Genomic DNA, 13,589 nt, shown 5'->3' on the forward strand with positions numbered 1-13,589 from the left:
CTCTTTTCTTTAGTTGGGGCTAAATCCCACCAGTTGTCCATCACTAAATGAAAAGCGATAGCCCTGGCCCACCTTCAGTCGCTGGCCGCAGGGGGATTGAATTGTAATACGGGGATATTGCGGGGTGGAAATCCAAGTTGCAAAGTCGCCTCTGGGTCCGCGTCCCAGCAGTTGGTAATAATCTCCATAGTTACAGAAGGCTGCTGGCGTACAACTTTCCGCGCCCCAGACATAGGCAATCACGTCGAACTGTTGGGGGAGGGCGTATGACTCTACGAAGGGTTGGCGTGGGTTTTCAGTAAAAGTAAAGACCTCATCAAAGGACAGGGTTGGAAACCCCCGGGCGGGGGTTGCACAGCTAACCACGTGGGGTTTTCCTGTGATTCGTGCGTAAGGTGGGGGGCGTTTTGCTGGAGGGAGCTTGCCGGGGATGGACATCTCGCTGGGGAAATAGCCGCAACCGCTGGTCGTCAGCAGGGAAACAGTTGCGGCAACTAGAGCCCAGCGAAAAATATGCACGGATTATCCGCTCCCTTGGAAAAGTCCTCCTACCAATATAGTCATAGATTGGTCGTCTACTTTTGTTGTGCACGGTTATGGGAACGGCGCGGGAAACGCCACTTGCGTCGATAGGGGAAAGCACTCTCCACATGTCCGGCGCGAATACGATCTTGTAAGAGTTTCCAGAAGCGATAGTTGTATAAATCGCCGTGCAGCTTTTCGAATGCCGCGCGCGCGGTGGGATTTCCAGAGAAGAATAAGCGGAATTCTTCCGGGAAGACGTCGGCTTCTGCGACGGTATACCAGGGCTTGTCGGCCAGCTCCTGCTCAGAGGTATGAGCTTCGGGAATCTTGCGGAAGTTACATTCCGTCAATGGGCAGAGTTCATCGTAATCGTAGAATACTACCCGCCCGTGACGGGTAACCCCAAAGTTTTTCAGCAACATGTCACCTGGGAAGATATTTGCGGCTGCCAGCTGTTTGATGGCATTGCCATACTCTTCCATGGCCTCCTTGGTTTGCTCTTCATTGGCGTGTTGCAGGTAGAGGTTAAGCGGTTCCATACGCCGCTCTACATACAGGTGTTTGATGATGACCCGCTTCTCATCAATGATCAGTTTTGATGGTGCCACTTCCTGCAGTTCTTTGATCAGCTCTTCACTGAAGCGATTGCGGTAGAAAATAAAGTAAGAATACTCTTGGGTGTCAGCCATACGGCCGACCCGGTCAGAGCGGGATACGAACTTGTATTTTTCTTTTACGATCTTTTCGGTGACAGTTTTCGGCTGGTCGAACTCGTCTTTAATGACTTTAAATACCACCGGGTAGGAGGGTAATGTGAATACACTCATCACCATCCCTTTAATGCCGGGTGCAATAACAAACTTGTCGTTACTGACCTTCATATGGGCGAGGATATGGCGGTAGAACTCGGTCTTACCGTGTTTGTGGAAGCCGATAGAGTTGTAAAGCTCAGACTTCTCCTTGAGCGGCATAATGGTGGATAGGAAGCGCACAAAGCGGGAGGGGATTGGCGCATCCACCATAAAGTAGGAACGGGTAAAACTGAAAATAATACTGGCGGAGTCGTTATTGTAGATAAGGGTGTCGACAAAAATACCGCCGCGCCCGTTGTTTAGGCAGGGCAGGATCATGGGGATAACTTCGCCGTTCAGGATAATGCGCCCCACCAGATAGGCCGCTTTGTTACGGTAGAAAACCGACTCCAGCATATCCACCCGCAAGTGTTTCTCGTTGTCCACATTGGCCAGAGGTGCGCTGCGCAGGGATTCGCAGATATGGGCAATGTCGCGCTCCATATTCTCCCAGGGCGTGGAGAAGCTGAAATCCTTGAGAATATCTTCGACCATACACTCGAGGCCGTGGCGGCCGCTGTAACTGATATAGATGCTGTAATCCCGTAGCGGTTTGTCTTCCGGTGCTCGGGACGGCTTGACGAAGATATTGCTGTCGTGAATGTTGGTGTGGTGAAACTGGCTGCAAAACACCGAGTTAAAAAAGGTCTCGGCGATCTCATAATTGCTGTGATTGGCAATCAGCTGTGCATAAGTGGCGCGGGCATCACGCCACAGCTCCAGCTGGCTGGTGTCCTTGCTGGTTACCGAATGGACCAGGTCCACCACTTGGGTGACCTTGGTTTTGTAAAGATCGATCCGGGCTTTATTGGCCTCATGTGCCGCTTGCCAGGAGGCGGTTTCAAAACGGGCCTTGGCGCCCAAAGTGATGTTCTGATAGTCTGCGAAATAGGCGTCAAAACCATTGAGGATGGTTTTAGCGATGCGTCGGGCGGTCGGTGAGTGATTCGTCATGCACTAGACTTTTTTTCTAAGTTACAAGTTACGCTTGCGCCAGCAGTTACCGTAGATAACGGCGTTGGACCCCCTAAGCACACCTCGCTCCGGTCCTGCCCATACTGCCTGGGGCTCTAATTAAGCGGATAGTAGCACGGCACGTCGGAGTCCCAATTGAACGATTGGATCAGTAGCTTTGTCTTTTTCTTTGCTGTGATTGACCCGGTGGGTACTCTGCCAGTGTTTATCGCAGTCACTTCACGACATGCAGAGTGGCAAAAGCGCAGGATAGCCTGGCTGGCAGTACTCGTTGCCACCGGGATCTTGTTGTTCTTTTTGGTCGCAGGGCAATTCTTCCTCGAGGCGATTGGCGTGCCCCTTTCTGCATTTCAGGTAGCTGGAGGCGTCGTCCTGTTCCTGTTTGCCTTAACCATGATATTTGGTGAGAGCAAGCCAGAGCAGGAGATAGAAATCATCCGTGAGGGGCATGAGACAGCGATTTTCCCTCTTGCGGTGCCCTCCATTGCCTCACCCGGAGCCATGCTCGCGGCTGTGGTACTCACAGATAACCATCGATTTGATGTGGTTCATCAGCTGAGTACAGCATCTGCCATGATAGCTGTATTGGCGATAGTGATATTGCTGCTGCTAACTGCCAACTGGATATATCGATTTATTGGTGATGCCGGGGCCAGTATCGTAAGTCGCGTTATGGGGCTGATCCTGGCCTCCGTAGCAACAACCAATGTACTTGTCGGGATTCAGCAGTTCTTTTCAATTTAACTACTGGCATTTGGTTTTGTACTGGTTGAGCTAAGGCTGCGTTTCTTCTAGTGAAGAGAGTATTGGATTGCCGGTTAGTGTTGGAATTGCGCCCAAGCCTGAATTTCTACTTTATTCATTGTGATTTTGGTGACTTCTGAAGCGGTAAAATGATAGAGCTATTGCTGCTGATTTTTGGCGTCTTGATTTGGTATATCAGCACGCTTGCGGCCGGGGGCGGGGCACTGCTCCTTGTTCCAGTGATTAGCTTTATCGTTGGCCCACACCTGGTTGCACCAACGGTAACCATTGCCAAGTGCCTGGCTTCACCCTACCGGGCCCTGATTTTTTGGTCCTATATTGATTGGCGGGTAGTACGCTGGCTTACCCCGGGAAGCTTAGTCGGGGCATTGCTAGGTGCATATTCCTATACACAGATGTCCCCAGAGTGGATACAAATAGTGGTTGGGCTTTTTTTAATGTCCACGATACTTCAGTATCGCTTTGGCCATAGGGAAAGATCTTTTCCCATGTCACTTCCCTATTTTTTACCTTTGGGATTGGTGACCGCTTTTGCTTCCGGTCTTATTGGGGCAATGGGTCCCCTTAAGAACCCTTTCTTGCTGAATTATGGCCTCGAGAAAGAATCCCTGATAGCCACTAAGGCCTTTAATGGGCTGTTAATGCAGCTTGTAAAGCTGGGAACTTATATTACATTCTCGGCGGTATCCCTAGAGTTGGCATTCTATGGTGTGGCGGCTGGGCTTGGGGGGATTATTGGTGTAACCCTCGCTAAAAAGAGATTGCACCAGGTCAGCTTTAAAAAATTTAGGAAATACACTCTATTGGTAATGTTTTTGTGTGGCTTGGTATTAGTGATAAAAGCGCTTTATGACATGGCTTAAATTTTTAGGGATAGTATTTATAATTTATTGCTAGAACTAACCCTTTGGAAAGCAAAGAATTAAAATTCGCTCCCCTAATTACAATACTATCATCATAAGAATTGGGGAGCCTCTGAATAACTCCGTGATACCTCTGGCATGCAGAGCGGTTCTCAATCAAGGCGCGGCTTCGCAGGAATGTCTAGACCTTTCAAGAAGTCGCAACGCGGAGTGTGAATCGCTCTGCAAGCCCCGAAGGGCGGGCCTTGAAGGCCACAGCTGCTGCGTTGCCGCTCTTGCAAAGGGCTTACGGCCATTCACGGCGAGCTGCGCCTAACATCTGCAGCCTTCAAGACCCGCAGAGGCATTACGGAGTTATTCAGAGGCTCCTTAGTACAATTTTTATATCCAGTTTATTAATGGCTGCGTTCGAATCCTGCATAGGTGTGATACTGCTGGGGGGTTAGGCCTGCATGGCGTGCCTGAAGATCCTTGGGAAGATCGCCTAAATAGATGACGCGAGTGGGTTCTGCCGTCTTGAGCCAGCGCTCTGAATAATTCTCCCAGGTATCCACATGTTTATGTGCGGCACTTACATCCTTGAAATGCTCGTATACAATAATTTCTCCACTATCAGAAATATAGTACTGGTAATTCAATGTCCCCGCTTCTTTCTGCGAGACTACCTCTACCATTTCATCAACAATTGACCTAAAGGCCTGCTCCTGTCCGTTCTTTATTTTCGCCTCCACAAGCCAGCCAACATTATTAAACATAAGTATCTCCAATACGGTTTAAGAGGCTTTGACATAAGTGGTAGAGCAACAATTTTTAGGTCCTGGGAGCATGCTGACTGATAAGCAACCTATCGCTAAATACCAGAGGGGGAGTAACTGCTCTACTCAGGAGGAAGATCAAGCGATGCTCCTAGATATTGTAGACGACATCGTGGCGTCTAGTTTGGTAAGGCTAGCTATTTGATAGCTCTCCAGTTGCACTGAAATTCACCGGGCTCCTTATATCAGAAACCTGCTTCACGAATGACTAATGGTTCATTGTTTGGCCTAAGGGAGGGTTCAATGCTTGTGTTGTGAGATAAGCCCAATTGTATTCAGCTGTTCTTTAGAGGCTCCTTAATATCTAAGAGTGGCATATTTTCCGTATGTACTGATTGGTAAACAACGATGAGATCCCCGGATCAGCAACAATTTCTAAATTTAGCGTTCTAGGGACAATATTTAAATTTGATGTGGGTAGTCAAATGTAATCGTTAACAGGAATTTTCTCTTTGGCGTATTTAAGATTTTGTATTCTTTGTCTCTCCTAATTAATACCAGACTTTAAGGCTTAGCCCCAAGGTGTAAGACGGCGTAACAGCCTGTGTACCCTTATTTCAAGCTAAAAGGCATAAAACACATTACTTAAGCGCTTGATAAATGAAGAGTGAAACTGCCAAATAGGGGGAGTAGAAAAAAGTTGTACCTGATAATTTAAAGTCCTTGCTAGTGTGTTTTTTGTACAGGTGTGGACTTGTAGAATTCATACATAGCTATTTTATTTAAGTATGAATTGATGACTTTCTTGTATGGAAGCTATTTCTCTGAAATACAACAAGCATTATCAATTCACTTTGGAAGTCAGTATCCATTATGACTGATTTGGTCTTTATGAAGACGGAAATTGTTGCGTATCTACATAGTAAGAATGAAAAAAACAATTGGTGAATTTGAACTGTGGACTCAAAAGGGCGGCCCTAAATGGCACAACCGTTTGGTTTGTTGTGCAGTGCTGATGTTTGCCATACTTCTTTCTATGCCCAGCTACTCCCATACGGTTGTGGATGTCACCTCGTTGGATGGAGGAAGTAAACCGAGTGGCCTAAATGCAATTTGGCATGACCCAGCGGGGTTTGGAAACATTATTGAAGCTGAAAGAGCTTACAAAAATAAACTTTTTCTTCCCTTGGGAACTGCCGGATCTACCGGGCTTAAATCCGGAGCCTTCTGGTCTCACTTCATATTAAAAAATTTCAGTAGTGAAACAGTTTATGTCTCGATTGAATATGTGGATAACCAGCTCGATGGGCTGACGGCCTTTTCCAGGATTCAGGGCGGCAGTCAGCCTTACACGGAGCTGGCAAGCCTGTCTGCGAATCAGACTTTTTCCAGTCGAGAAATCAAGCATCATCGCTTTGCTTTCCCACTTAAAATCCCCCCCTTCGCATCAAAGGAAATTATGGTTAAATTTGATGTTGGAGTTTTAGGTGTTGCCTTTCCCAGTATGCGCATTTGGCGACCTGAACAACTTGAAGAGAGGAGTAAGGCTGAGGCCATTTTAACGTCATTTCTTTTTGGTGGTTATTTTTTGATGGCCATTCTTGCGCTGATTGGTGCTATTACTGCGCGTAAGAATATCCTGTATCTATACTCGTTATATTCCGTAACGAAAATTTGGGTGTGGGGATCTCTGCTGGGATATACCCATCAATATTTGCTCCAAGAGCAATTTGATTGGCGCTATCAATCGATTAGTAGTGCTGTGGCGATTCTGACTGGAATTCTTTTTGCTCGATACTTTCTTGAAACGGCAAAGTACACTCCAAGACTGGATTACTTTTTAAAATTAATTTTACTCAATGGTTTATTTCTGATTATTTGCGTTGTTCTGCAGTGGGAAGCTCTGGCGCACATTTCCATGATACTCGCTCTATTTTTCTATCCTGGCGTTGTTGTTGTCGCATTGGTGCGTTGGAGACAGGGGGACACCTCGGCGGCCGTTTTCGCTTTAGCCTGGGGCGTTTTGGTGTTGGGGCTTTTGGTGCAGGCGATGAGGGATCTCGGTTATGTGGTGCACAATCCAATTAATTATTATTGGCCCCCGGTTGCCTCTTTTGTTGAGATGTTGGCAATAATGATAGCTATTGGATTACTGGTAAAACGTTTACGGCAACAAAAAGAGACTGCAGAAAAGAAGTACCTACTACACCTGGAAGCCTCGAGAACCGAGCTGGAGCAACAGGTAAAACTTCGCACACAGGAATTGGAGTACGCTAAGGCCAGAGCTGAAGAAGAAGCTCGGACAGACCCATTAACGGGTATTTTTAATCGTCGCTGTTTTTTTGAAGAGGCTAGTAACCTGATAAAAGTGTTGATTAATAATAAAATGCCACTGTGTGTATTAATGTTGGATATCGACAACTTTAAATCTGTAAATGACATTCATGGCCACTTGATCGGTGATCAGGCACTCTGCGCGACGGCTAGGGTAATCTCCCAACATGTGCGGGATGTGGATATCTTCGGGCGTATTGGTGGGGAGGAATTTGCTCTGGTACTCAGTACCAATGTCGAAGGAGCAATGAAGGTTGCCAATCGTATACACCGGGATATTGCTAAAATCGTGATTAAAAGTGCAGTTGGCCAAGCTCAATTTACCGCAAGTATTGGCATAGCCCACCTGCAGGGGCGGGAAGACATCCTGGAGTTAATGCGGCGGGCGGACTCTGCGTTATATCAGGCTAAACGAGCTGGCCGTAATCGTATTGTGGAGTGCGCTGAAACTACGTGAGTTAGCGCACAAAAGTGACAGCGTTTAACACTTTGAGCCTTATGTTTTCTGGAAGAGGGACCAAACCCAAGGTCCCGGCTTGACTTTGAGATGCGTTACTCAACATAAAGACCAGCATTTGCCGCAATGCTTGTGCTTTTTGATCATCCTGGTCTGCGTAGAGTAACAGCCAGGAAAAGCTGGTAATGGGATAGGCGGTTTCTCCCTTGGGGTCCCAGATCCAGGCGATAAGATTGGGAGCACCACTAATTGGCAGTGATGCTTTTGGAAACTCAACCTCTGATAGTGCCTCTGCTCCGCTCTTGGGGCCGGCAGCAATATAATTGCCCGCTCGGTTTTCCAGTAAAGCCACGGGCAGGTTTACCAGTTGGGCAAACCCGTGCTCGACATAGCCAATGGCCCCAACTTTCTTGCGAACCTTAGCAGCGACGCCTTGATTGCCCGGTGCTCTTTTAAATCGGGGCAACTTTGGCCAACTGGGTGTCCTGTCCAAACCAATTTTTTCGCGGAAATCCTGGCTCACGCTACTCATATGTCCAGAAAAGATATATGAGGTCCCCGAACTTTCAGAACGGGTAACAACGGTGATCTCATCTCTGGGCAACTTGATATCGGGGTTTGCGGCCGCGATCTTGGGATCATCCCAGTGGGTGATCTCTCCCAGGAAAATCCCCACATATGCTTCCCTGGACAGTTTTAGCTTGTCGATTCCTGGGAGGTTAAATACCAGTACCACTTCCCCAGCAGTAACCGGTAGTACCACGCCACCGCCTTTCAGGTTGCGTAACTCATCGATCTCAATAGCGGCATCTGAGGCGGCAAAATCAACTGTATGACCGAGGAAGTCCCTGATGCCGTCACCGCTACTGCTCATCTCGTAGAAAATAAATATGTTGTTTTCCCGATGGGTAAACTGCCGAAACCACTCCACATAGATTGGGTAGGGGAAACTGGCGCCGCTGCCGCGGAGATTTACAGGATTTTCTGGTACCTGGGCAGTTCCCGGTGTGGCGGCAAGGATAAAACTGGCGATTGCCAGCACAGCGGTAAGGCGGCGTATAAGGGTTGCACACCTCGATATCATAGGGACCTCGGCTTATAGGCCTCCGACAACCTGCCTATAGGCGGGGTGAGAGGCCAAAAACTGCTTTAGATTAAAATTTTAGCAGGGTCCCTGGTTTGTCATATCCATTGCCTAGCTACCGACTATTTGGTCGTCCTCACGGTAAATGGCCAGTACTGATGGCCGAGGTGGTAACAGGGGATTATTATCTGGCCAGCGGTGCAGGGGTTGGTCATAAGTGGAGTTGCGCGAATCGGCCGGGTGTTGCACGGCAATAAACAGGGTTTTTCCATCGGGAGTAAATTCCGGCCCGCATACTTCAGCCCCTTGCGGGCAGCCAAAGAAATGCTTGGGTGCCGCCCGCAAAGGCCCCTCAGTAGCCATTGCCCAAAGTCCATCGTGGAAGCCAAAGCGCTCACAGCCATCGGTAGCAATCCACATATTGCCCCTGGGATCGAAAGCGACGTTATCGGGATTGGCAAACCAGCCGTGCTCAGAGATATCGTAAGGGGACTGTTGTCCATAGGCGCCCCTTTCAGCAGGGTCTTCAGCATTGGGGTTTCCACCAAGTAGAAATTGCTGCCACTGAAATTGGGCGCTGGTGTGGTCGCGGTCTCCCTTCTCCCCGGGGGGCGCTATTTCCAATACATGGCCGGCAGTATTGCGGGCGCGGGGGTTGGCGGCATCGGTATCGCTGCGCTTCTTGTTTTTGGTCAGCATTACATAGGTGCAATCATTGTGGGGGTTAGTCTCCACGTCCTCCGGCCGATCCATCGGCGTGGCTCCCAGTAGCGCGGCTGCGCGGCGCGCATCAATCATTACATCTGCTTGATTGCGAAAACCATTCTCTGCGGTCAGTGGGCCCTGGCCATATATCAGTGGCAGCCATTCGCCACCGCCATCATCGGCAAAGCGTGCGGCATAGAGTGTGCCATTAACGAGTAGCTTTCGGTTTGCATCGGGATCTTTGGGCTGATAGTTATCTTGGGATACATAGCGATAGACAAATTGATGTTCATCATCATCGCCACCGTAAGCAACGATCGGTTGCCCCGGTTTACAGACCAGGGTAAAGCCTTCGTGCTCAAAACGCCCCAAACTGGTCAGCTTGCGCGGTTTTGATTGGGGGTTATAGGGGTCAAACTCCACCATCCAACCGAATCGATTGGGCTCATGGGGTTCTACCTGAATATCAAATCGGCGGTCGTGGTCACCCCAGTTGCGATTTTCTGGTCTTATACCAAAAAGTTGATGGTTTTCGATCTCCCGGGAATCTTCGAGCTTTTTTGGGTCTCCCTGAAAAGCGCCGCCAAACCCCTCTTCGGCAATTAATACAGTTCCCCATGGAGTTTTCCCTCCTGCACAGTTGCCTATGGTGCCGAGGACCTGGGTTCCACTGGGGTCTTGGCGGGTCTTCAAACGTTCGTCGCCTGCGGCCGGGCCAGTGATTTTCATTGGCGTCGTAGAAGTTATCCGCCGGTTATAGGGACTGTCAGCCACTACTTTCCAGCCCTGTTTACTTCTTCGAATTTCCACGATGGAGTGTCCGCAGGCGGCCTGTTCAATGGCCACATGCTCGGCACTCACTCCTCGGGTGGCACTGTATTCGTCGTTATAACCGGGGAACATTAGATGGGGCTGGGTGTATTCGTGGTTGACACATAAAAGCCCGCGATCACTATTTTTGCTTTGTATATGCAGGTACCCCTGGGTAGAACTGGTCCCCACTGCCAAGGGCATAAAAGCAATAAAATCGTTGTTGTAACCGAATCGCTGTTCCTGGCCGCTGGCGCTAAGTTCTTCAGGCTGAAAAGGTGTTCCCTCTCTATTTAAGGGATCTCCCCACCTCAATAGAACCGTGGATTTATAACCCTCTGGTAGATGGTGTTGGTAATCCAGTCTATGGGGGATTTCTTTAAAGGTGAGGGAGTTGTGTGTGGGCTTTTCATTTTCACTACAGCCGGGTAGTAAGCTGCTTACAGCACCGGTGGCGGTTACACCACCCAGGACTTTAAATAGAGATCTGCGTGCTGGGTTTTTGGGGCTATCGTTCATGACTGCTCCATATTTGGCTTCAGTATATGACGCTTTTTACTGTTAATTGCCTTGATGGTTCTTTTTAAGGCGATTGATATCTGTGTAAATAGCAGGGCTTACATCTATCGTCGCAGTACTAATTGACTATGTGATGACAAGCTTAAAAAAAATGTCACGTAAAGTTCATAGCGGCCTTCTACTCTGCGTCCAATTCAAACAACCACCGGTAATGTGGGAGTGGGACGCAATGAAATACAGAACTTCAGGCTTGCGGTTACTGGGAATGCCATTGGCGGCTCTGGCGACTGCCATCATTAGTGCAAATGCTGTCGCAGAAAATGAGCAGGTAATGGAAACTGTGACGGTTACCGCCCAGGCAAGTAATGCGCGTAGCGACTTGGACCGACAGCGGGACGCCAATAAGGTCGTAGCGGTGCAAACTTCTGATGCGATTGGCGAACTCCCCGATGCCAATGTCACAGAAGCGTTACAGCGGATGCCCGGTGTATTTATTGCGAGAGATCAGGGTGAGGGGCGTTTCGTTGGGGTGCGGGGTATAGACCCAAATTTGAATGCGGCGACAATTAATGGTGTGAGCTTGCCTGCACCGGAAACAAACACCCGGGCGGTAGCCCTGGATGTTATTCCATCGGACTTACTGGCGAGTTTGGAGGTATTTAAAACTCTTACACCGGATATGAGCGCAGATTCTATTGGCGGTGCCATTGAGATCAAAAGTCTGAATGCGCTGGATTATGACAGCAATCGCTACAAGTTCAGCGTAGAGAATAGCTACAGCGAGCTTCAGGAAGAGTACAGCCCCAAAGTGGCTGCGACCATGACCAACATTTTTGAACTTGATGGAGAGCGCCGTCTCGGGGTGGCCTTGGCGCTAAGTCACCAGGAGCGGGATTTTGGCTCAGATAATATTGAGACTGATGGTAGCTGGGAAGAGCTGACCGCTGAAGACGGCTCTGTCGCTAAGGGCGCGACCGAAATAGAGCATCGCGATTACAGTATTACCCGGGAGCGCACAGGTCTTGCTGCCAACTTTGACCTGGATCTGGGCAGTGACTCAAGTATCTATCTCCACAGTTTGTACTCCGATTTTTCTGATCAGGAAATCCGCCAGCGCAATTCCTGGAAGCTCGATGATGAGCGCGATGAGCCGGAGACTATTTCGGCCAACTCGGCAGAGTGGGAAGAGGCAGCACTAGAGAAGTCCCTGAAGGACCGCCTGGAAGAACAGGAAATTATTTCTGCGGTATTTGGCGGAGAGCATAATTTTGATCAATGGGGATTGTCCTATGCCTTGGGATATTCCCATGCAGAGGAATCTGAACCCAATCGCCGCGATACCGATTTTGTCTTGGACTCCCTGCGTTTGGGGTATGTTGAAGCTGGTGATACTCCCCGTATGGCGGTGGGAAGTGAGGATGTTGAAGCAGTATTGGACCCGGCCAGTTATCAACTCGATGAGTTGGTCATTGAAGATAACTTTACTGAAGATGAAGAAATCAGCTTCCGTATTGATCTCAGTAGAGAAATGGATTGGGCTGGCAATCCTTCAGTAGTTAAATTCGGATTACATGAGCGTCAGCGAGAAAAGGCTGGTGACTTAAATGCGACTGTATATGAAGGGTTTGGTGGGGATTACACTCTGGCGGACTTTTCTCGCAATAGTATCGATTATGGTTTGGATGCATTTGGACCTGGCGTCAATGTTGGAAGCCTGAATAGTTTTATCAATGCTAACCTCAGTGATTTTGACATAGATGAGACGGAGACCGCTTTGGCATCCGCCCGTGACTACGCAATGAATGAAGACATCACGGCCTTGTATGTGATGAATTCTATTGAGTTGGATCGCTCCCAGCTGGTTTTTGGGGTTCGCTATGAGCGCACCGAATTTACTGCTGAAGGCGTGAATGTGGCAGAGTCGGAAGAGTCCCTGCCGGGTGCCGATTTAATTTCAGAAGGGGTTTATGCCACTGAGGTTAACTACGAGCGGGACTACGACAATTTCTTCCCCAGTATTAATTACAAGTTTGATTACAACGATAATTTTGTTCTCCGTGCAGCTTATTCGGAGTCCTTATCGCGTCCATCATTTGGCTATTTGAACCCCTCTCCGGCCAAAATTGAATACGATGATGGGGAACTGGAGGTTGAAGCTGGAAATCCAGAATTAGACCCCTATGAATCCCGCAATATCGACCTGTCTGCCGAATACTATGCGGACGACCTGGGTATGTTCTCTGTGGGACTTTTCCATAAGAGTATCGATAACTTTATTGTCATGTCTGAGGTTTCCAGTAATACCGATTTTACCCGTTTTGTAGGTGATTTAGCGGTTGATGATGCTGAAGTATGGCAACCGATTAACGGAGACAACGCCCGTATCAGTGGTGCCGAACTGGCCTGGACTCAAGGTTTTGAAAATGGGTTCTTACTCAGGGCCAATGCAACATTTACCGATTCAGAAGCTGATCTGGGTCTCAATAGCAGTGATCGCAGTGACAAAATATCTATGCCTTCCCAGGCGGATTTTGTCGGCAACTTTATTGTAGGCTATGAGCGCGATGCCTTTAGTATGCGCCTGTCAGCAGCTTTTCGCAGTGAACGCCTGCTGGAAGTAGACCTTGAAAATGAGGCTAATGATCGCTACGAAGAAGACCATTTGCAATTGGATTTGTCGGCCCGCTACCGCTTTGATAATGGCCTTCAACTTACTTTTACTGGGGTTAACCTCACGGATGAACCTTACTATGTTCACACGTCTGGGTTTAATGGTCAGTACGAAGAATACGGTCCGACTTATGCGATTGGGCTGAGCTATAGCACTTTCTAGAATTTTCACTGGAATTTTTGGATTAGTGTAATTTTTTTCCCTGATAAAGCCCCTGCAATATTGTGGGGGCTTTGTTTTTGTAAAAATAATATTTTCTGTCATTTACCGGTAAG

General features: G+C 48.4%; 9 protein-coding genes. 4 read left to right on the forward strand and 5 right to left on the reverse strand.

Features of this window, described 5'->3' with window-relative positions; translation table 11 throughout:
- Positions 1-9: 9 nt before the first annotated feature.
- On the reverse strand, positions 10-519 hold the full coding sequence (locus ACJJIW_RS09135) for a hypothetical protein (RefSeq protein WP_444937159.1): 510 nt from the start codon (positions 517-519) through the stop codon (positions 10-12).
- Positions 520-575: 56 nt separating this feature from the next.
- On the reverse strand, positions 576-2,330 hold the full coding sequence (aceK, locus tag ACJJIW_RS09140; protein ID WP_282931143.1) for a bifunctional isocitrate dehydrogenase kinase/phosphatase: 1,755 nt from the start codon (positions 2,328-2,330) through the stop codon (positions 576-578).
- Positions 2,331-2,486: 156 nt separating this feature from the next.
- Between aceK and ACJJIW_RS09145 the strand changes: the two genes are divergently transcribed.
- Both ACJJIW_RS09145 and ACJJIW_RS09150 read left to right on the forward strand, forming a co-directional pair.
- Positions 2,487-3,095, forward strand: coding sequence for a MarC family protein (locus ACJJIW_RS09145; RefSeq protein WP_282931144.1), 609 nt, complete (start codon positions 2,487-2,489; stop codon positions 3,093-3,095).
- Between the two features lie 149 nt (positions 3,096-3,244).
- Positions 3,245-3,979: a sulfite exporter TauE/SafE family protein gene (locus ACJJIW_RS09150; RefSeq protein ID WP_444937160.1), complete on the forward strand. Its 735-nt coding sequence runs from the start codon at positions 3,245-3,247 to the stop codon at positions 3,977-3,979.
- 395 nt (positions 3,980-4,374) lie between these two features.
- On the opposite strand, the gene ACJJIW_RS09155 is transcribed toward ACJJIW_RS09150, so the two are convergent.
- Positions 4,375-4,734, reverse strand: a complete 360-nt coding sequence (locus tag ACJJIW_RS09155) for a putative quinol monooxygenase (RefSeq protein WP_444911587.1) — start codon at positions 4,732-4,734, stop codon at positions 4,375-4,377.
- A gap of 928 nt (positions 4,735-5,662) precedes the next feature.
- Here ACJJIW_RS09155 and ACJJIW_RS09160 point away from each other — a divergent pair.
- Positions 5,663-7,525, forward strand: coding sequence for a diguanylate cyclase (locus tag ACJJIW_RS09160; protein ID WP_444937161.1), 1,863 nt, complete (start codon positions 5,663-5,665; stop codon positions 7,523-7,525).
- Between the two features lies 1 nt (position 7,526).
- Here ACJJIW_RS09160 and pstS read toward each other — a convergent pair whose 3' ends face one another.
- Both pstS and ACJJIW_RS09170 read right to left on the reverse strand, forming a co-directional pair.
- Complete coding sequence (pstS, locus tag ACJJIW_RS09165; RefSeq protein WP_444937162.1) at positions 7,527-8,609, reverse strand: phosphate ABC transporter substrate-binding protein PstS; 1,083 nt, start codon at positions 8,607-8,609, stop codon at positions 7,527-7,529.
- A 111-nt stretch (positions 8,610-8,720) separates the two neighbouring features.
- On the reverse strand, positions 8,721-10,643 hold the full coding sequence (locus ACJJIW_RS09170; RefSeq protein WP_444937163.1) for a PhoX family protein: 1,923 nt from the start codon (positions 10,641-10,643) through the stop codon (positions 8,721-8,723).
- 229 nt (positions 10,644-10,872) lie between these two features.
- On the opposite strand from ACJJIW_RS09170, the gene ACJJIW_RS09175 reads away from it, so the two are divergent.
- Positions 10,873-13,476 carry a TonB-dependent receptor gene (locus ACJJIW_RS09175; RefSeq protein ID WP_444937164.1) on the forward strand — a complete coding sequence of 868 codons (2,604 nt, stop codon included), beginning with the start codon at positions 10,873-10,875 and terminating at the stop codon, positions 13,474-13,476.
- The last annotated feature ends 113 nt before the right edge of the window (positions 13,477-13,589 follow it).

Source organism: Microbulbifer maximicatervae (SeqCode), from assembly GCF_052467815.1.

Bases quoted from the DNA above. Each gene is read 5' to 3' on its own strand.
- aceK (WP_282931143.1), bottom strand. From the start codon at position 2,330: ATGACGAATCACTCACCGACCGCCCGACGCATCGCTAAAACCATCCTC.
- ACJJIW_RS09150 (WP_444937160.1), top strand. From the start codon at position 3,245: ATGATAGAGCTATTGCTGCTGATTTTTGGCGTCTTGATTTGGTATATC.
- ACJJIW_RS09155 (WP_444911587.1), bottom strand. From the start codon at position 4,734: ATGTTTAATAATGTTGGCTGGCTTGTGGAGGCGAAAATAAAGAACGGA.
- ACJJIW_RS09160 (WP_444937161.1), top strand. From the start codon at position 5,663: ATGAAAAAAACAATTGGTGAATTTGAACTGTGGACTCAAAAGGGCGGC.
- pstS (WP_444937162.1), bottom strand. From the start codon at position 8,609: ATGATATCGAGGTGTGCAACCCTTATACGCCGCCTTACCGCTGTGCTG.
- ACJJIW_RS09170 (WP_444937163.1), bottom strand. From the start codon at position 10,643: ATGAACGATAGCCCCAAAAACCCAGCACGCAGATCTCTATTTAAAGTC.
- ACJJIW_RS09175 (WP_444937164.1), top strand. From the start codon at position 10,873: ATGAAATACAGAACTTCAGGCTTGCGGTTACTGGGAATGCCATTGGCG.